Annotated in this window: 16 protein-coding genes; 3 read left to right on the top strand and 13 right to left on the bottom strand. The window is 60.4% G+C overall.

Annotation, left to right across the window (positions count from 1 at the left end):
* Positions 1 to 36: 36 nt before the first annotated feature.
* The 3 genes from ubiB to ubiE are packed head-to-tail and all read right to left on the bottom strand — an operon-like array spanning position 37 to position 3,031.
* Entirely contained in the window at positions 37 to 1,641 is a 1,605-nt protein-coding gene (gene ubiB / locus F8N43_RS20685) for a ubiquinone biosynthesis regulatory protein kinase UbiB (protein ID WP_150639710.1), read from the bottom strand.
* A complete protein-coding gene (locus F8N43_RS20680) occupies positions 1,638 to 2,261 on the bottom strand; it encodes an SCP2 domain-containing protein (RefSeq protein WP_150654280.1) in 624 nt (207 codons plus the stop codon). The genes ubiB and F8N43_RS20680 overlap by 4 nt, the downstream gene beginning before the upstream one ends.
* The gene (gene ubiE, locus F8N43_RS20675) at positions 2,261 to 3,031 is read right to left on the bottom strand and encodes a bifunctional demethylmenaquinone methyltransferase/2-methoxy-6-polyprenyl-1,4-benzoquinol methylase UbiE (RefSeq protein WP_007948968.1); all 771 of its coding nucleotides are present in this window, start codon (positions 3,029 to 3,031) and stop codon (positions 2,261 to 2,263) included. The genes F8N43_RS20680 and ubiE overlap by 1 nt, the downstream gene beginning before the upstream one ends.
* A 155-nt stretch (positions 3,032 to 3,186) precedes the next feature.
* Between ubiE and F8N43_RS20670 the strand changes: the two genes are divergently transcribed.
* From F8N43_RS20670 to F8N43_RS20660, 3 genes are all read left to right on the top strand, one after another.
* Positions 3,187 to 3,462 carry a polyhydroxyalkanoic acid system family protein gene (locus F8N43_RS20670; RefSeq protein ID WP_149416788.1) on the top strand — a complete coding sequence of 92 codons (276 nt, stop codon included), beginning with the start codon at positions 3,187 to 3,189 and terminating at the stop codon, positions 3,460 to 3,462.
* A 238-nt stretch (positions 3,463 to 3,700) separates the two neighbouring features.
* Complete coding sequence (locus F8N43_RS20665) at positions 3,701 to 4,123, top strand: phasin family protein (protein WP_150632737.1); 423 nt, start codon at positions 3,701 to 3,703, stop codon at positions 4,121 to 4,123.
* A gap of 10 nt (positions 4,124 to 4,133) precedes the next feature.
* Entirely contained in the window at positions 4,134 to 5,021 is an 888-nt protein-coding gene (locus F8N43_RS20660) for a phasin family protein (RefSeq protein ID WP_150654279.1), read from the top strand.
* A 191-nt stretch (positions 5,022 to 5,212) separates the two neighbouring features.
* On the opposite strand, the gene F8N43_RS20655 is transcribed toward F8N43_RS20660, so the two are convergent.
* The 10 genes from F8N43_RS20655 to F8N43_RS20610 all read right to left on the bottom strand — a co-directional run bounded on the left by F8N43_RS20655 (position 5,213) and on the right by F8N43_RS20610 (position 18,076).
* Positions 5,213 to 5,833, bottom strand: coding sequence for a TetR/AcrR family transcriptional regulator (locus tag F8N43_RS20655; RefSeq protein WP_150632735.1), 621 nt, complete (start codon positions 5,831 to 5,833; stop codon positions 5,213 to 5,215).
* A 59-nt stretch (positions 5,834 to 5,892) separates the two neighbouring features.
* Positions 5,893 to 7,575 (bottom strand): class II poly(R)-hydroxyalkanoic acid synthase, encoded by a 1,683-nt coding sequence (phaC, locus tag F8N43_RS20650; protein WP_150632734.1) that lies wholly within the window; start codon positions 7,573 to 7,575, stop codon positions 5,893 to 5,895.
* A 114-nt stretch (positions 7,576 to 7,689) separates the two neighbouring features.
* Positions 7,690 to 8,544 carry a poly(3-hydroxyalkanoate) depolymerase gene (gene phaZ, locus F8N43_RS20645; protein ID WP_150632733.1) on the bottom strand — a complete coding sequence of 285 codons (855 nt, stop codon included), beginning with the start codon at positions 8,542 to 8,544 and terminating at the stop codon, positions 7,690 to 7,692.
* Positions 8,545 to 8,628: 84 nt separating this feature from the next.
* Complete coding sequence (phaC, locus tag F8N43_RS20640; protein WP_150632732.1) at positions 8,629 to 10,308, bottom strand: class II poly(R)-hydroxyalkanoic acid synthase; 1,680 nt, start codon at positions 10,306 to 10,308, stop codon at positions 8,629 to 8,631.
* Between the two features lie 258 nt (positions 10,309 to 10,566).
* The gene (locus F8N43_RS20635) at positions 10,567 to 10,944 is read right to left on the bottom strand and encodes a gamma-butyrobetaine hydroxylase-like domain-containing protein (RefSeq protein ID WP_150632731.1); all 378 of its coding nucleotides are present in this window, start codon (positions 10,942 to 10,944) and stop codon (positions 10,567 to 10,569) included.
* Positions 10,945 to 11,063: 119 nt separating this feature from the next.
* On the bottom strand, positions 11,064 to 12,401 hold the full coding sequence (gene hslU / locus F8N43_RS20630) for an ATP-dependent protease ATPase subunit HslU (protein WP_150632730.1): 1,338 nt from the start codon (positions 12,399 to 12,401) through the stop codon (positions 11,064 to 11,066).
* A gap of 55 nt (positions 12,402 to 12,456) precedes the next feature.
* Positions 12,457 to 12,987 (bottom strand): ATP-dependent protease subunit HslV, encoded by a 531-nt coding sequence (gene hslV, locus F8N43_RS20625; protein WP_007899242.1) that lies wholly within the window; start codon positions 12,985 to 12,987, stop codon positions 12,457 to 12,459.
* A 222-nt stretch (positions 12,988 to 13,209) separates the two neighbouring features.
* Positions 13,210 to 13,908: an SPOR domain-containing protein gene (locus F8N43_RS20620; RefSeq protein ID WP_084322549.1), complete on the bottom strand. Its 699-nt coding sequence runs from the start codon at positions 13,906 to 13,908 to the stop codon at positions 13,210 to 13,212.
* A gap of 1 nt (position 13,909) precedes the next feature.
* Positions 13,910 to 15,646, bottom strand: a complete 1,737-nt coding sequence (gene argS, locus F8N43_RS20615; protein WP_150632729.1) for an arginine--tRNA ligase — start codon at positions 15,644 to 15,646, stop codon at positions 13,910 to 13,912.
* 210 nt (positions 15,647 to 15,856) lie between these two features.
* The gene (locus tag F8N43_RS20610) at positions 15,857 to 18,076 is read right to left on the bottom strand and encodes a primosomal protein N' (RefSeq protein WP_150654278.1); all 2,220 of its coding nucleotides are present in this window, start codon (positions 18,074 to 18,076) and stop codon (positions 15,857 to 15,859) included.
* Positions 18,077 to 18,239: the final 163 nt, after the last annotated feature.

Raw genomic sequence — 18,239 nt, 5'->3', positions numbered from 1 at the left:
ACGTTCAAACAGTGTGCCAGTGGATCGCACAACTGGCTATCGGCGAACGACCAGATACAAACCGACGGCCATCATGATTCCGGCCGGCCAGTAGGCCAGTTCGTTCAACGGACCGCCCATGGCCAGTATTGCGCCGCCGGCCAGGTGCGCGGTACCGAGCAGGCGCAGGAACCAGTCGTCCCGACGTCGATGCCACGGGGGCGGCGGGTCGTAAGCGTGGGGCTGTGACATGCGTTCGAGCAGATCGCGCGCCATGTTGGCCAGGTGCGGCAGTTGTTCGAATTGGCTCTGCACGTTACCGAGCAGGGCTTTGGGGCTGACACGCTCGCGCATCCAGCGCTCGAGGAACGGTTGCGCGGTGTTCCACAGATCGAGGTCCGGGTATAGCTGACGGCCCAGCCCTTCGATGTTCAACAGGGTTTTTTGCAGCAGGACCAGCTGTGGCTGCACTTCCATGTTGAAGCGTCGAGCGGTCTGGAACAGGCGCATCAGCACCTGGCCGAAGGAAATATCTTTTAACGGTTTTTCGAAGATCGGTTCGCAAACGGTACGGATCGCCGCTTCGAATTCGTTGAGTTTGGTTTCCGCCGGCACCCAGCCCGAGTCGATGTGCAATTGCGCCACGCGCCGGTAATCGCGTTTGAAGAACGCGAACAGGTTGCGCGCCAGGTAATCCTGGTCTTCCGGGGTCAGGCTGCCAACGATGCCGCAGTCGATCGCAATGTACTGCGGGCTCCACGGGTTGACGGTGCTGACGAAGATGTTGCCGGGGTGCATGTCGGCGTGGAAGAAACTGTCGCGGAACACCTGGGTGAAGAAGATCTCCACGCCGCGTTCGGCGAGCATTTTCATGTCGGTACGCTGGTCGGCGAGGGTCGCTAGGTCGGTGACCTGAATGCCGTAGATGCGCTCCATCACCAGCACTTTCGGTCGGCACCAATCCCAATAGACTTGCGGCACGTACAGCAGCGGCGAGCCTTCGAAGTTACGCTTCAACTGGCTGGCGTTGGCCGCCTCGCGCAGCAGATCGAGTTCGTCGTAGATGGTTTTTTCGTAGTCCTGGACCACGTCCACCGGGTGCAGCAGGCGCGCATCCGCCGAGAGTTTTTCTGCTGCGCGGGCGAGGATGAACAACCACGCCAGGTCTTGCGCGATGATTGGCTTCAGGCCGGGGCGAATCACTTTGACGACGACTTCTTCACCGGTTTTCAACTGCGCGGCATGCACCTGCGCCACCGACGCCGAGGCCAGCGGTTCAACGTCGAAACGGCTGAATACTTCACTGATCTTTTTGCCGAGTTGTTCTTCGATCAGCTTGATCGACACTTGCGAATCGAACGGCGGCACGCGGTCCTGCAGCTTCATCAGCTCATCGGCGATGTCTTCCGGCAGCAGGTCGCGGCGGGTGGACAGGATCTGCCCGAACTTGATGAAAATCGGCCCCAGGTCCTGCAGCGCCAGACGCAATCGCGCGCCCCGGCTCAGGTCCAGCGGCTTGCGCGGGAACCAGCGCCACGGCAGGGCGTAGCGCAGCGCCAGCAGAAACCACGGCAGCGGCAGGGCGAACAGCAGGTCATCGAGGCGGTAGCGAATCACAACGCGCTGGATGCGCAACAAACGGCGGACGGCAAGCAGCTTCATGCGTTATCGCTTGGGTCGAGGGATCGGGAAAGGCGCTCGAAACGCGCCTCGAGACGTTCCAGATCGAGTTTGATCTGGTCCAGTTCACTGAATCGTGCTTCGGCTTCGCGCTGACCGACGAGGGTGCGCGATTCTTCGGCCAGGTACTCGCCCAGGTTCTGACCCAGGCTGGCAAATCCTTGCTGATACCAGCGTGCGCGGCTGCGCAGGTGGCCGCCGACCAGGTGCGTGGCCACAGGTCCCAGCCAGCGCGAGAGTTCGTACTCCCAGTCCAGCTCGAGGTCCTGAAGGATCGCCGCCAGTTCCAGCAACACGCCGCTGTCACCGTCGAGTTCAACTTCAGGGCCATGCAGGACCGAGGTCTTGTCCTTGCTCATCGCCAGTTTCAACAGGCTGGAGGCCGGTGCACGCAAGGTGCAGTCGGCGCCGGTTTCCCAGTGGGACGCCAACATCAAGCCTTCGTCGCTGGGCAGGATGAACAGTTGCAGCGCCGGGCTTCGGCAGTTGACGGCAATCACTCTGCCGCTCAAATGCGCCAGCCGCGGTAGCGCCGTGCTGTCGAGACGCAGCACCCGGTTCAGACCGAGTTCTACGCTGGCGAGCAGGCCGGCCAGCAACATCAGGGTTTGATGCCGCGGTGCAGGGCGACGATGCCTGCGGTCATGTTGTGGTAGGTCACGCGGTCGAAACCGGCCTCGACCATCATCGACTTCAGGGTTTCCTGGTTCGGGTGCATGCGGATCGATTCGGCCAGGTAGCGATAGCTTTCCGAGTCATTGGTGATCAGCTTGCCCATCAAAGGCATGAAGGCGAACGAGTAGGCGTCGTAGGCTTTGGACATCAGCGCGTTGGTCGGCTTGGAGAATTCCAGCACCAGCAAACGGCCGCCCGGTTTGAGTACGCGCAGCATCGAACGCAGGGCGTCTTCTTTATGCGTCACGTTACGCAGGCCGAAGGCGATGGTCACGCAGTCGAAATGGTTGTCCGGGAACGGCAGCTTTTCAGCGTCGGCCTGAACGAATTCGACGTTGCCGGCCACACCCAGATCCAGCAGGCGGTCACGACCGACCTTGAGCATGGATTCATTGATGTCGGCCAACACCACCTGGCCGGTCGGGCCCACGAGGTGCGAGAATTTTTTGGTCAGGTCGCCGGTGCCGCCGGCAATGTCCAGCACGCGGTTGCCGGTGCGAACGCCCGACAGTTCGATCGCAAAACGCTTCCACAAACGGTGCATGCCGCCCGACAGGAGGTCGTTCATCAAGTCGTACTTGGCGGCTACCGAGTGGAAAACCTCAGCGACTTTTTCCGCTTTTTGGCTTTCCGGAACGTTTTTGAAACCGAAGTGCGTGGTGGGTTCGGCATCGCTGCCTTTGCGCTGATCAGTCATATCGCTGTCACCAGAAGAGAATGCGGGACATTCTAATCCCGGTGGCCTGCTTTGTCTTGGCAAGGCTGAAGGTAAGATGTAGAACCGCCGGGACGTTTTGACGCAGTCAGGGTCAAGATGCTTCAGGAAAGTATCCATAAAGCAGGAGTCATTCGATGGCCCGTATTAGTGTTGAACGTGCCCACGGCCTGGGCAAGGAAGCGGCCCGCGAGAAGGCCGACCAGTTGGCGCAGAAACTGTCCGATCAATATGGCCTGGAGCCGCAGTGGTCCGGCGACACCTTGAACCTCAAGCGTTCCGGGGTGAAGGGCGCGGTGCATGTCAGCGAAGATTCGATCCGTGTCGATGTAGAGTTGGGTCTGATGATGTCGGCCATGAGCGGCATGATCAAATCGGAAATCGAAAAGGCCCTCGATAAAGCGTTGGTCTGAGCCCGCATTGAAGCCCCTGTGGGAGCTAGCCTGCTAGCGATAGCGTTTCATCAGTCAACGACAATGTCGACGGATAAATCGCTATGGCCAGCAGGCTGGCTCCCACATTTGTTTTGTGGTGTCGCCAGAGGTTTATGTCAGTTGTTAGGGTGCCGTTTCTAATTTTTCTCCCTACTTTGTGCATGAGCCCGACACTTTCGCGGGCAGTTCCTCAAACCTTTTGCGCGTGAGGTGCACCATGGCCAAAGTTATTTTGAAGAAAAAAATCGACGCTTCGACAACCGCTCTGAGCGACGTCAAATCCTATGCCCGCAAGATCTGGCTGGCAGGCCTGGGTGCCTACGCCAAGGTCGGCCAAGAGGGCAGCGAATACTTTCAAGAGTTGATCAAAGAAGGTCAAGCTGTTGAAAAGAAAGGCAAAAAGGTAGTTGCCGAGAAACTTGAAGCCGCTAACGCCGAGATCGATGAAGCCAAGAGCGAAGTGAGTACCTTCAAAGGCAAGGTCGAAGTTCAACTCGACAAGGTCGAGAAGGCTTTTGACTCGCGTGTTGCAAGTGCCTTGAATCGTATCGGCATTCCGTCTAAACATGACGTTGAGACACTGTCTGCTAAGCTCGATGAGTTGACGGCATTGCTCGAACGCGTCGCGCGTAAATCTTAAGGAGAACGGGATGGCTGGTAAAAAGAACACCGAAAAAGAAGGCAGCTCGTGGATCGGGAAAGTCGAAGACTACTCCCGCAAAATCTGGCTGGCTGGTTTAGGCGTGTACTCGAAGATCGACACTGACGGCAGCAAGCTCTTCGATACATTGGTCAAAGACGGCGAGAAAGCAGAGAAGCTCACCAAGAGCGCTGTCGGCAAGAAAGTCGATGACGTCAAGGACTCCGCTTCCTCGGCAAAATCGCGCATCACTGGCGTGAAAGATCGTGCGCTGGGCAAGTGGGATGAGCTGGAAGGGGCTTTCGACAAGCGCCTGAACAGCGCCATTTCGCGCTTGGGTGTACCGAGCCGTAATGAAGTGAAAGCGCTGCACAGCAAGGTCGATACCCTGACCAAGCAAATCGAAAAACTCACCGGCGCCAAGGTTGCGCCAGTTGCGGCGAAAACCGCCGCCGCCAAACCAGCGACCAAAACCGCTGCCAAGCCACTGGTAAAAGCTGCCGCCAAGCCGGCTGCCAAACCCGCCGCGAAAGCAGCGGCCAAGCCGGCTGCCAAAACGGCCGCAGCAAAACCTGCAGCAGCCAAGTCAGCAGCAGCCAAGCCAGCGGCCAAACCGGTCGCCGCCAAAGCCGCAGCTAAACCAGCTGCCAAGCCTGCAGCGAAAACCGCAGCCGCCAAACCGGCAGCCAAGCCGGCAGCAAAATCTGCTGCAGCGAAAAAGCCTGCAGTGAAAAAACCGGCAGCGCCGAAAGCCGCTGCTCCAAAACCAGCAGTGGCGGCCGCCAAACCGGCAGCCCCGTCGACTCCGGTCAGCACTTCGAACTCTGCTACCGCGCCGACCCCTGTTGCATCCCCGACTGCCGCGCCAGCTCCATCGACGCCAACCAGTCAGTCCTGATTTCAGGGCTCAAAAAAACGCCCGGCCTGCAAAGGTCGGGCGTTTTTGTTTGTGCACGGTTCTGCAAACACCGCGGCCCCCTGTGGGGGCTAGCCTGCTAGCGATAGCGGTTCATCAGTCAACAACAATGTCGACGAATAAATCGCTATCGCTAGCAGGCTAGCTCCCACAAGGGCCGCGGTGTTCAGGGGTTATTCGTGTTCTTCAAGATACTGCAACGCCAGTTGCTCGGTCGCCACTTTGATCGGCGGCAACAAGTGCGGTGCCACCAGCATCATGATCTGATACACCACCAGCCTCACCTCGCCCTCGCGATCCAGAATCCGCTGATAATCCAGCGAGAACAGCAACGTCATGGTGATCTGTTCCACCAATTGCCCCAACGCCTGGGTGTCGCTGACCAACTGCCCCTGAGCCTTCAGCCGCGCGAGCAATGACGCCAGCGTGCGCTTCAGCGCATTGAGCAGATTGCGTATTCCTTTGGCCAGTTTCGGCAGTCGCCCGGCGAGGTTCGACAGGTCCTGGAACAGAAACCGATAATGAGCCAGGCGCTCGACGATCAAATGCAGAAACAGCCAATAGTCTTCAGGGGCCAGTTCTACGTCGGACGGCGGATCGAGCAGCGGCGCGAGCTCCGCCTGGAAGCGCTCGAACAACCCGAGAATCAGCGGTTCCTTGCCGTGGAAGTGGTAGTAGAGGTTGCCCGGGCTGATGCCCATTTCGTTGGCAACTTCCATGGTGGAGACGTTCGGTTCGCCCTTCTGGTTAAACAACTGCAGGGCACATTCGAGGATCCGGTCGCGGGTTTTCATCCAGTCTTCTTAATGATCAGGTCATGCCACGGTCGATGCCGGCCGTGGTGTGTTGAGCGTCAGCGCACGCGCACGTAAGTACCGGGTGCCGCCTCCATCGGTGGATAGTTCTGGTTGCCGAGCGCCATGTGGGTTTCTTTCTGTGCGCCCGAGCGTTCCTGAATCCAGCCCAGCCACTGCGTCCACCAACTGCCGTCGACTTGCTTGGCGTCGTAATACCAGGCCCGGGGATCGCCGCTCAGTTTCGTGCTTTCGATGAAATTGGCTTTCGGGTTGGAAGGCGGGTTGAGGATGCTCTGCACATGACCGCTATTGGACAGCACGAAGCGCCGCTCGCCACCCAGTAGCAGCGTCGAGCGATACACCGCATCCCATGGGGTGATGTGGTCGTTGATGCCGGCCACGCTGAAGCTGTCGACCGTGACTTTCTGCAAATCGATCGGCGTGCCGCACACTTCCAGGCCGCCCGGATGACTCAGCGGGTTGTGCTTGAAGAAGTCCAGCAGGTCGCCGTGAAAGGCCGCCGGCAGACGCGTGTTGTCGTTGTTCCAATAGAGGATGTCGAACGCCGGCGGCTCCTTGCCCAACAGGTAGTTGTTGACGAAGTAGCTCCAGATCAAATCGTTGGGGCGCATCCAGGCGAAGACCTTGGCCATGTCTCGGCCATCCAGTACGCCTTTCTGATACGACCGACGTTTGGCCGCTTCCAGGGTCTGTTCGTCGGCGAACAGGGTCGCGGGGCTCTCCATCTGACTGTCGAGCAGGCTCACCAGATAGGTTGCGCTGGATACCCGGCGCAACTGCCGTTTGGCTTGCAAATGGCCTTGCAGCGCGGCGATGGTCAGCCCGCCGGCGCAAGCGCCCATCAGATTCACTTCCCGGGCACCGGTAATCGCCCGGCACACATTCATCGCTTCTTCGACGGCTTCGACGTACGTCGATAGGCCCCATTCGCGATGACGCACATCCGGGTTGCGCCAACTGATCATGAAGGTCTGCAGGCCGTTTTTCAGGGCGAACTGGACGAAGCTGTTGCTCGGGCTCAGGTCGAAAATGTAGTACTTGTTGATCTGTGGCGGCACCACCAGCAGCGGTTTGGAATACTGCTTTTCGCTCATCGGCTTGTACTGGATCAGCTCCAGCAGCTCATTGCGAAACACCACGGAGCCGGTGGTGGTGGCGACGGTCTTGCCGACCTCGAATGCCTGTTTGGTGACTTGCCTGGGCAGGCCGTCGTTGTGCAGGAAATCATCGACCAGATGACTGATGCCACGCACAAGGCTGTTGCCGCCGGAGTTGAAGATTTCCTTGATCGCCAGCGGGTTGAGCAGGGTGTTGGACGGTGACACCGCATCATTGAGCAAGGCGAACGCGAAGTGCGCGCGGGCGCGATCATCCGGGTTCATGTTGCTTTCGTCGATCCAGCTTTTGACCTGCTTCTGCCAACTCAGGTAAGCCTGCAAGCTTCGGCGATAAAACGGGTTGAGGCTCCAGGCCGGGTCAGCGAAGCGACTGTCGTTGGGGTTGGTCGGGTGCAGGGTTTCGCCCAGCAACACCCGCCCCAGTTGACCGCCCAGCTTCAACGCATGGCGGGCGCTGTGTACCGGGTTGCGCAAACCATGGGCGGCAACGCTGCGCAGGGTCGACAGCAAATCCCGACCACGCAGGCCGGTAATCGCACTCTGTGCGTTGATGAACGCGGCGGGAGTGGGTAAAGATTCCCTCGCTGGCTTCTCGCGCATGACTCAACACTCCTTCGTCTTCAGGCCAAATACAAACACACCGAACCAGAACACCATAGACGCTGTAGCGGGTTGTTGCGCGGCGCGGCGTCCTGCCGACTGACAATGTGCCGGTTAACCGCCCAATGGCGACGGATGCGGATGCATCACGGCGCGCTGCCGTTCTTCCTCGAGAAACTTCATGATGATCGGCGCCACGGCCTCGGCGCGCGTGATCAGGAACAGGTGCCCGTCATCGATGATGTGCAACTGGGCATTGGGAATCCGCCAGGCCAACATGCGCATGTTGATCAAAGGGATCAGCGGGTCATCGTCGCCGGCCAGTACCAGCGTCGGCTGGTTGATCTTGTGCAGCCAGTGAATGCTGGTCCAGCCGAGCCCGGCGAACAGCTGCCAGTAGTAACCAAGCTTGCCCGCCGAACGTACCTTTGCCGCATGGCTGGCCGCCAGTGTCGGATCGCGACGGAACGAGCCGCCGTAGATCATCGGCGCAATGCGGATCACGTGAGACGGCTGGATGTAACGCCGTGGGCTGGCCATCATCCACAGCACTTTTGGTTTGCCCGGCACCATCACCGCACCCGCCGCGGTCGCCGCCAGCACCAGTTTCTTGCAGCGCTCGGGGTAGTCGTAAGCAAACTGCTGGGCGAGGGCGCCGCCCCACGACACGCCGATCACGTTCACTTGCCCGTAATCGAGATAGTCGAGCATCCGCGCCGTGAGCTTGGCCAGGCCCGGAAAACGATAGGGCCGGTTCGGCGTCGACGAACCGCCGACACCGGGCACGTCGAAAGCGATGACTTCGAGGTCCGGGTCCAGCGCCGCGACGAACGGAAACACCAGCTCAAGGTTGGCGCCGATGCCGTTGAAAATCAGCAAGGGCGTCAAGTGAGGCTTGCCGGGGCGTACTGCCGTGCGGAGGGTCTGGCCATCCAGGTCGACGGTACGAAAAATGAACGGTTGCGGCATGCTTCAAGCCCTGTGGGTTAATTATCCCGATCCGCTGCAGGCGCTGAGCAGGCTCAGCTCCTGCAGCGGATCGGGGTGTGTCAGTTACCGCTCGTGTACATAAGTGCCCGGCGCTGCTTCGCCCGCGGGATAAGCCTTGCTGCCCAGTTTTGTCGGAGATTTTTTCAGTTCGCCCGAACGCTCGGCCTGCCAGGCTTGCCAGTGCAGCCACCAGGAATCGGTGTGCTTGGTGGAATTTTCCTGCCAGTCCTCAGCCTTCAACGGCATCTCAACGCTTGTCATGTAGCGCGATTTCGGATTGCCCGGGGGGTTCAGAATGCTCTGGATATGCCCGCTGCTGGACAGCACAAACTCAACCTTGCCGCCGAACAGTTGCGCCGACTTGTAGCAGGACTTCCAAGGAGTGATGTGGTCGTTGGTGCCGGCCAGGGAAAAGATGTCGGCCGTGACCTGCTTCAGGTCGATCGGCGTGCCGCACACTTCCAGTGCATCCGGGCGGATCAGCGGATTGTTTTTGAACATCTCGATCAGGTCGCCGTGGAACGCAGCGGGCAATCGGGTGGTGTCGTTGTTCCAGAACAGGATGTCGAACACTGGCGGCTCGTTGCCGAGCAGGTAGTTGTTCACCCAGTAGTTCCAGATCAAATCGTTGGGGCGCATCCAGGCGAAGACTTTCGCCATGTCGCGGCCTTCCAGCACACCGGCCTGATAGGAGTGGCGCTTGGCGGCTTCGAGGGTCTGCTCGTCGACGAACAGGGCCACGTCGCTGTCCAGGGTGGTGTCCAGCACGCTGACCAGCAGCGTCAGGGCGTTGACCTTGTTCTCGCCGATCGCCGCGTAGTGGCCCAGCAGCGCGGTGCAGGTGATGCCGCCGGAGCAGGCGCCGAGCATGTTCACGTCTTTGCTGCCGGTGATCGCTGTGACCACATCGACCGCTTCCTTGAGCGCTTCGATGTAGGTCGACAGACCCCACTCGCGTTGCTCCTTGGTCGGGTTGCGCCAGCTGACGATGAACGTCTGCACGTGATTGCGCAGGCAGAAACGCGCCAGGCTTTTGTCCGGGCTCAGGTCGAATACATAAAACTTGTTGATCTGCGGCGGAACCACCAGCAACGGGCGCTCGTGCACTTGCTCGGTGGTCGGCCGGTACTGGATCAGCTCCAGCACGTCGTTGCGGAAAACCACCGCACCTTCGGTCACGCCCAGGCTCTTGCCAACCTCGAAGGCGCCCATGTTGACCTGGCTCGGCATGCCGCCGTTATTTACCAGATCCTTGGCCAGGTGCGAGAGGCCGTCGAGCAGGCTCTTGCCACCGGTTTCGAAGAAGCGTTTGACCGCCGCCGGGTTGGCCGCACTGTTGGTCGGGGCCATGGCTTCGGTCATGAGGTTGATCACGAAATGCCCGCGTGCCGTGTCCTTGGGCCCCAGGTTACTGTCGTCGATCCAGTCGTGGAGTTCCTTGCGCCACGCCAGGTAGGTTTGCAGATAACGTTTGTAGAGCGGGTTCTGGCTCCAGGCCGGATCGGCGAAGCGACGGTCATCGCTGGTCGGCAGCAACTCGGATTTGCCGAACAGCACATTCTTCAGTTCGAGGCCGAAATGAGCGACATGCTTGGCACTGTGAATTGGTTGTTTGATGGCCTGCCTGAGCACCATCCGAGCAGAAGCCAGCAGATCCTTTCCGCGCAGCCCAACGACAGGATTAAGCCCCAAGGTGTTTTCCGAGGCTTGATACTTCAAGTCATCGTTATTCTTGTTACTCATCTACGACGCTCCATTGTCCTGAGACGAGTACCTGAGTCCAGCCGTGTAGTCACACAGCCAATGCCAGGTACTACTGCTCGGGTGACCGATAATTCTGCATCGCTGCTTTTTAGTTCAGAGAGCACTGCAGGGAACTTGCCAGCTCCATTGGTTACCCGAGTTTAATTTTTTTCGCAAGCAGGCCAATGACTGGCCTCGCGGCCAAGCATTCAAACAGATGAAATTAGAAAATGCCTTCTAATGCGCAAAAGGCGCGGGTTAGAGCATCAGCTTGACGACAGATTCGCTAGGGTCGCGGGTCTTTCCGGCCGCTTTCAGTTCGGCAAGATAATCGTTCCAGAGATCCTCCTGACGCACGCCTAACTGGTACAGGTAGTCCCAAGTGAACAGGCCGCTGTCGTGGCCGTCGTCGAAGGTCAATTTCAGTGCGTACTGACCGGCCGGTTCTACTTTGGTCAGGCCTACGCCGATCTTGCCAAATTGCAGGATAGGTTTGCCGTGGCCCTGGACCTCGGCGGAAGGGGAGTGCACGCGCAGGAACTCGGCGGGCAGGTGATGTTCCTCGCCGGACGCGTATTTCAGCGACAGGGTTTTCGAGGCTTTGTGCAGTTTGATGTCGGTGGGGAGTTGGGTCATGACCTGATGTCCGTCAGTGTGGAACTCTCGCGGTCCCTTGTAGGAGCTGGCTTGCCAGCGATGGCGATCTCAAGGTCCCCACCGCCGGCAAGCCGGCTCCTACACAGGTCTCACATGACCTACAGGATATAACGGGACAGGTCTTCGTTCTGCGCCAATTCGCCCAGGTGGCTGTTGACGTAGTCGGCGTCGATCAGGATCACCTTGCCGTCATGGGCGCTGGCCAGGTCGCCGGCGCTGAACGACACCTCCTCAAGCAGACGCTCAAGCAAGGTATGCAGGCGACGGGCACCGATGTTCTCGGTCTTCTCGTTGACCTGCCAGGCGATCTCGGCGATGCGCTTGATGCCGTCCGGTTGGAACTCGATGGCCAGGCCTTCGGTTTTCAGCAGTGCGCAGTATTGCTCGGTGAGCGACGCATGCGGCTCGCTGAGAATGCGCTCGAAGTCTTCAGGCGTCAGCGCCTTCAGCTCGACACGGATCGGCAGACGGCCTTGCAGTTCAGGCACCAGATCGCTCGGCTTGCTCAGGTGGAACGCACCGGAGGCGATGAACAGGATGTGGTCAGTCTTGACCATGCCCAGTTTGGTATTGACGGTGCAGCCCTCGATCAGCGGCAGCAGGTCGCGCTGCACGCCTTCACGGGACACGTCGACGCCACCGGAATTGCCGCGCTTGGCGACCTTGTCGATTTCGTCGATGAACACGATGCCGTGCTGCTCGACGGCTTCAAGCGCCTTGGCCTTCAACTCTTCATCGTTGACCAGGCGGCTCGCTTCTTCGTCACGAACCAGTTTCAGCGCTTCCTTGACCTTGAGCTTGCGGCTCTTGCGTTTGCCCTTGCCCATGTTGGCGAACAGGCTCTGCAACTGATTGGTCATTTCTTCCATGCCCGGTGGCGCGGAGATATCGACGCCGGCCACTTCGGCGACTTCGATTTCGATCTCCTTGTCATCCAGCTGGCCTTCGCGCAGGCGCTTGCGGAACAACTGGCGGGTGTTGGAATCGGCCGAAGGGGCGTCATCGGTGTTGAAGCCCATGCGCGCCGGTGGCAGCAGGGCGTCGAGGATGCGCTCTTCGGCGGCGTCTTCGGCACGGTGGCGAACCTTGGTCATTTCCTGTTCGCGCAGCAGCTTGATGGCGGCGTCGGCGAGGTCACGAATGATCGATTCGACGTCGCGGCCAACGTAGCCGACTTCGGTGAACTTGGTCGCTTCGACTTTGATGAACGGCGCGTTGGCCAGTTTGGCCAGGCGACGGGCGATCTCGGTTTTACCGACACCGGTCGGGCCGATCATCAGGATGTTCTTGGGTGTTACTTCAACGCGCAGCTCTTCCGGCAGTTGCATCCGGCGCCAGCGGTTACGCAGCGCGATGGCGACGGCGCGTTTGGCATCGTCCTGGCCGATGATATGGCGATTGAGTTCGTGGACGATTTCACGGGGAGTCATGGACATAGTAATTGGCGGTCCTCAAGCAAAAGTGAGCTGTGGCGCTAAGGCCGGAACAGGCTTACTCGGCGAGGTCCTGCTCCTCAATGGTGAAGGTGTGGTTGGTGAATACGCAGATGTCGCCGGCGATGCCGAGCGCGGTTTCGACGATTTCGCGGGCCGACAGATCGGTTTTCTTCAGCAGCGCGCTGGCGGCGGCCTGGGCGTAACCGCCACCGGAACCCATGGCGATCAGGCCTTCTTCGGGTTCGACCACGTCGCCGTTGCCGGTGATGATCAGGGACGCGTCTTTATTGGCGACCGCGAGCATGGCTTCGAGGCGGCTGAGGGAGCGGTCGGTGCGCCATTCTTTGGCAAGTTCGACGGCGGCACGAACCAGGTGGCCCTGATGTTTCTCGAGCTGGCCTTCGAAGCGCTCGAAGAGGGTGAAGGCGTCAGCGGTGGCCCCGGCAAAACCGGCGATCACCTGACCGTGGTACAGGCGGCGAACTTTCTTCGCGTTGCCTTTCATCACGGTATTGCCGAGAGAAACCTGGCCGTCGCCGCCCATGACGACTTTGCCGTGGCGGCGAACTGAAACGATGGTGGTCAAGTGAGAGTCTCCACGCAGCGGGGCGAAAATGCCTTATGCCAACACATATGGGGGTGGTGGAGCGTTTTTCAACTGCGGGGCGGGAGAGGGGACGAGCGGTGTTGCGCGGGGAAGGCTGTGTGGTTTGGTCTGACGCCATCGCCAGCAAGCCGGATCCTGCAAGAGGTTGTGTAAATCCTGTAGGAGCCGGCTTGCTGGCGATCAACCGCGAAGCGGTTGGTGTTAACGGTTCTGGCGTTGTTGTAACAGCAGGTTGCTAAACCCGGCGCCGGACAATTGTTTCTGTGCGGTGGTCAGCTGTTCGCGATTGCTGAACGGCCCGACCAACACCCGATACCAGGTCTCGTCCTTCACCGTGCCGGACTCAACCGCCACCGCCTGACCCAGCAAAATGATCTGCGCGCGCACCTTGTCCGCATCGGCTTCCTTGCGGAACGAGCCAGCCTGCAGGAAGAACTTGGTTACCGGCGCTGCCTTGGCCACGGGCGGTGGCGGCGGTGGAGTGATGCCAGCCAATGCCGCCTGAGCGCGAGCGGTGTCGATCTTCGCTGCTTCTGCCGGGGTTACCGGCGTGGTCGGTACAGCCGGCGTCGGCGGAGTTTTCTCCGGCACGGCATCCGGCGGCACGATCACTTCCGATTCCGGCAGCAAAGTGTAGAAGTCGTACTTCGGCTTCACCGGTTGCGTCGGGCTCGGCGGGGTCTTGTTAGCCTCGGCGATCTTGGTGGCTTTCTGCTGCTCGATCTTCTCGCGCTTGACGCTCTCGCTGCCCTTGCCCGGTTCCAGCTTCATCAAAAACACAATGAACGCGCCGACCGTCAGGCCGATGGCCATCCACAGCCAGCCCGGAATCGGTTGCTTTGCAGGAGCTTGGTAACGGCTGGCGCCACGCTTGGGTGCAGGTTTTTTCTTGGCAGCCAACTTACATACGCTCCAGAGTTTCCAGACCCAAGAGTTCCAGGCCTTGCTTGAGAGTGCGGCCGGTCAGCGCGGCGAGGCGCAGGCGGCTTTGCATTTGCGCCGGGGTTTCAGCGCTGAGGATCGGGCAGTTCTCGTAGAAACTGGAGAACAGGCCGGCAACGTCGTACAAGTAGGTGCAGAGGATGTGCGGCGTGCCTTTCTCGGACACGTTGTTCAGGATTTCGCCAAATTGCGCGAGTTTGGCCGCCAGTTCATGCTCATGCACGGCTTCAAGAACGATCTGGCCTTCGACTTCGCTGAAGTCCTTGCCAAGCTTGCGGAACACTCCGGCCACGCGAGTGTAGGCATACAGCAGGTACGGCGCGGTGTTGCCTTCGAAGTTCAGCATCAGGTCGAAGTTGAAGCTGTAATCGCTGGTGCGGTGCTTGGACAGGTCGGCGTATTTTACCGCGCCAATGCCCACGACCTTGGCGATGTTGCGCAACTCGGCCTCGGCCAGCTCCGGGTTCTTGTCCTTCACCAGGGTGTAGGCGCGTTCCTGGGCTTCGGTCAGCAGGTCGATCAGCTTCACGGTGCCGCCATCACGGGTCTTGAACGGGCGGCCATCGGCGCCGTTCATGGTGCCGAAACCCATGTGCTCCATTTCCATCGGGTGCGTCACGAAGCCGGCCTTGCGAGCAACGGCGAACACTTGCTGGAAGTGCAGGGCCTGGCGCTGATCGACAAAGTACAGCGCACGATCAGCCTTGAGCTTGCCGCTGCGATAACGCACGGCCGCCAGGTCAGTGGTGGCGTAGAGGTAGCCGCCATCAGCCTTGACGATGATCACTGGCAGCGGGTCGCCGTCGGCGTTCTTGAATTCGTCGAGGAACACGCACTGCGCGCCGTTGCTCTCGACGAGCATGCCGGCGGCCTTGAGGTCGTTGACCACGTTGATCAGGTCGTCGTTGTAGGCACTTTCACCCATCACGTCGGCCATGGTCAGTTTGACGTTCAACAGTTCGTAGATTTTCTGGCAGTGGGACAGCGAGATGTCCTTGAACTTGGTCCACAGCGCCAGGCAGTCCGGGTCGCCGGCTTGCAGCTTGACCACCAGGCCACGGGCGCGATCGGCAAACTCTTCGGATTCGTCGAAGCGTTGCTTGGCGGCGCGGTAGAAGTTTTCCAGGTCCGACAGCTCGTCGCTGGTGATCGGGTTTTCCTGCAGATACGCCATCAGCATGCCGAACTGGGTGCCCCAGTCGCCAACGTGGTTCTGGCGGATCACTTCGTCGCCGAGAAATTCCAGCACGCGGGCCACGCCGTCGCCGATGATGGTCGAGCGCAAATGACCGACGTGCATCTCTTTTGCCAGGTTCGGTGCGGACAGGTCGACAACCGTGCGCTGCACCGGGCCGGCCTTGCGTACGCCGACGTGCGCGTCAGCCAAAGCGGCGTCGAGGCGAGTGGCCAGGGCCTGGGTGTTCTGGAAGAAGTTCAGGAAGCCAGGGCCGGCGATTTCGGTCTTGGTGACGTTTTCGTCGGCCGGCAGTGCGGCGATGATTTTCTCGGCCAGATCCCGCGGCTTCATGCCTGCAGGTTTGGCCAGCATCATGGCAATGTTGCTGGCGAAATCGCCGTTCTTCTTGTCGCGGGAGTTTTCCACCTGGATCGCCGGCGACAGGCCTTCAGGCAACACACCTTCGTTGACGAGTTGGGTGATGGCTTGTTGGATCAGCTGGCGAATGGTGTCTTTCATGGTCTTCTCTTTCGACCGCAAGCGCGGCGGCGCTTCGATGCGCTGGTGGAAAAACTGGGCATTATCCGTTGCGAACGCGGGCTTGCCAACTATAGCGGCCAGGTTATGGATATGTGGTGACGATTCGGCCGCCATCGCGGGCAAGCCCGCTCCCACAGGGATTGCGCAAAACCTGTGGGAGCGGGCTTGCCCGCGATGACGATCTTCCAATCAATACAAATCGACGGGATCGACATCCAGCGACCAGCGCACCGCCCGCCCGCTCGGCATCTGCTCCAGCGCCAGCAACCAACTGGCCAGTAGCCGGTGCAGCGGCGCCCGAGCCGTTGCCTGCAACAACAACTGCGCGCGATAACGCCCGGCCCGCCGTTCCATTGGCGCCGGCACCGGCCCGAGCAATTCGATCCCGGTCAGACTCTGTTCGGCCAGCAAGCGTTCCGCCTCGCTGCACGCCTCATCCAGAAAACCTTCGGCTTGCCCCGGTTTATGTGCTTCCGCACGCAGCAGCGCCAGGTGCGCAAACGGCGGCAAACCGGCAGAGCGCCGCTCGCTCAGCGCCTGCTCGGCGAAGGCGAAATAGCCTTGCTCGGTCAATTGCACCAGCAGCGGATGGTCCGCCAGATGGGTCTGGATAATCACTTTTCCCGGCTCTTCGGCCCGGCCTGCACGGCCGGCGACCTGCACGATCAATTGCGCCATGCGCTCGCTGGCGCGGAAGTCGCCGGAGAACAAGCCACCGTCCGCATCGAGAATCGACACCAGCGTCACCCGTGGAAAGTGATGCCCTTTGGCAAGCATCTGCGTGCCCACGAGAATGCACGGGTGCCCCTTCTGAATGGTTGCGAACAACTGATTCATCGCGTCTTTGCGCGACGTGCTGTCGCGGTCGACCCGCAACACCGGAACATCCGGGAACAGAATGGCCAGGCGTTCTTCGGCGCGCTCGGTGCCGGCGCCCACCGGCCGCAAATCCACTTTGCCGCACTTCGGACAGTGCCGGGGCACGCGTTCGACGTAGCCGCAATGGTGGCAACGCAGTTCGCCGGAGCGTTGGTGCACGGTCATCCGCGCATCGCAGCGCTGGCATTCGGACATCCAGCCGCAATCGTGGCACAGCAGTGTCGGTGCGAATCCTCGACGGTTGAGGAACACCAAAACTTGCTGTCCGGCCGCGAGTGTCTGGCCAATGGCTTGCTGCATCGGCCCGGAAATGCCGCTGTCGAGCGGGCGACTTTTCACATCCAGACGCAGGAAACGCGGCTGCTTGGCGCCGCCCGCACGCTCGTTCAGACGTAGGAGGCCGTACCGCCCGGTGTAGGCGTTGTGCAGGCTTTCCAGCGAAGGCGTGGCGGAGCCGAGCACGATCGGGATGTTTTCCTGCCGCGCGCGCACCAATGCCAGGTCGCGGGCGTGATAGCGCAGGCCTTCCTGCTGTTTATAGGAGCCGTCGTGCTCTTCGTCGATGATGATCAGGCCGGGATTTTTCATGGGCGTGAACAGCGCCGAACGGGTGCCGATAATAATGTCGGCGTCGCCATCCCGAGCGGCGAGCCAGGCTTCAAGGCGCTCGCGGTCGTTGACCGCCGAGTGGATCAGCGCAATTCGTGCATTGAAGCGTTGTTCGAAGCGCGCAAGGGTTTGCGGGCCGAGGTTGATCTCCGGGATCAACACCAGCGCTTGCTTCCCGGCTTCGAGGGTTTCACGGATCAGCTGCAAATAGACTTCGGTCTTGCCGCTGCCGGTGACCCCGGCCAGCAAGAATGCGTGATAACTGTCGAACCCGGCGCGAATCGCTTCGTAGGCGGTGCGTTGCTCAGGGTTGAGCGGCAACTCCGGTTGCGCCAGCCAATGCTCGTGACGTGCGCCGGGGGCGTGCTTGCGGATCTCCACTTGCACCAGATCCTTGGCCAGCAGCAGGTCGAGGCTGTCCTTGCTCAGCATCAGTTTGCTCAGCAACTGATGGGCGACGCCGTGAGGATGCTGGGCCAGGGTTGCCAACGCCTCGCGCTGACGCGGGGCTCGGGCGATACGCGGGTCATCGAGGCTGGCGCCAGGCGCGGCGGACCAGAAACGTTCCTGGCGCGCTTCGGCCAGCTCACCCTGACGCAACAACACCGGCAGCGCCCAGCTCAGGGTGTCGCCGAGGCTGTGCTGATAATACTGGGAGGTCCACAGGCATAGCTTGAACAATGCGGGGGGCAAGGGCGGCGTGGCGTCGAGCAGGGCCAGGGCCGGTTTGAGTTTTTCTGCCGGGACTTCACTGGTGTCGGTGACCTCCACCAGAATCCCGATCATCTCCCGCCGGCCGAACGGCACCCGCAGGCGCATACCGGGCTGCAACTGGTCGCGCAGGACCCCGGCCGGGGCGCGATAATCGAACAGGCGGCGCAGGGGCGAAGGCAGGGCGAGGCGCAAAATGGCGTCGGGCACGCGATGATTTTCTCGATGATGGAGCGGCGAAGAAGGCCGGGAGCCTAGCAGACGGTCGGTCTCAGCGACAGCTTGCGTGATTGAGATTGTCTGGTAGAATCCGCGGCCTAATTACGTGCGGTATTCAACAATAGTGTTGGGTGGCGGCACGCAGCCCGAGGAA

It is taken from the genome of Pseudomonas fluorescens (assembly GCF_902498065.1).
Lineage (GTDB): Bacteria > Pseudomonadota > Gammaproteobacteria > Pseudomonadales > Pseudomonadaceae > Aquipseudomonas > Aquipseudomonas fluorescens_BJ.
Note: the sequence above shows the minus strand (reverse complement) of the source record. Positions and strands in the feature narration are given on the sequence as shown.

What these genes read in the sequence shown, in the direction of transcription:
- F8N43_RS20680 (WP_150654280.1), bottom strand. Translation starts at nt 2,261, where the DNA reads ATGTTGCTGGCCGGCCTGCTCGCCAGCGTAGAACTCGGTCTGAACCGG.
- F8N43_RS20670 (WP_149416788.1), top strand. Translation starts at nt 3,187, where the DNA reads ATGGCCCGTATTAGTGTTGAACGTGCCCACGGCCTGGGCAAGGAAGCG.
- phaZ (WP_150632733.1), bottom strand. Translation starts at nt 8,544, where the DNA reads ATGCCGCAACCGTTCATTTTTCGTACCGTCGACCTGGATGGCCAGACC.
- phaC (WP_150632734.1), bottom strand. Translation starts at nt 7,575, where the DNA reads ATGCGCGAGAAGCCAGCGAGGGAATCTTTACCCACTCCCGCCGCGTTC.
- F8N43_RS20635 (WP_150632731.1), bottom strand. Translation starts at nt 10,944, where the DNA reads ATGACCCAACTCCCCACCGACATCAAACTGCACAAAGCCTCGAAAACC.
- F8N43_RS20665 (WP_150632737.1), top strand. Translation starts at nt 3,701, where the DNA reads ATGGCCAAAGTTATTTTGAAGAAAAAAATCGACGCTTCGACAACCGCT.
- F8N43_RS20660 (WP_150654279.1), top strand. Translation starts at nt 4,134, where the DNA reads ATGGCTGGTAAAAAGAACACCGAAAAAGAAGGCAGCTCGTGGATCGGG.
- F8N43_RS20655 (WP_150632735.1), bottom strand. Translation starts at nt 5,833, where the DNA reads ATGAAAACCCGCGACCGGATCCTCGAATGTGCCCTGCAGTTGTTTAAC.
- ubiE (WP_007948968.1), bottom strand. Translation starts at nt 3,031, where the DNA reads ATGACTGATCAGCGCAAAGGCAGCGATGCCGAACCCACCACGCACTTC.
- argS (WP_150632729.1), bottom strand. Translation starts at nt 15,646, where the DNA reads ATGAAAGACACCATTCGCCAGCTGATCCAACAAGCCATCACCCAACTC.
- ubiB (WP_150639710.1), bottom strand. Translation starts at nt 1,641, where the DNA reads ATGAAGCTGCTTGCCGTCCGCCGTTTGTTGCGCATCCAGCGCGTTGTG.
- phaC (WP_150632732.1), bottom strand. Translation starts at nt 10,308, where the DNA reads ATGAGTAACAAGAATAACGATGACTTGAAGTATCAAGCCTCGGAAAAC.
- hslU (WP_150632730.1), bottom strand. Translation starts at nt 12,401, where the DNA reads ATGTCCATGACTCCCCGTGAAATCGTCCACGAACTCAATCGCCATATC.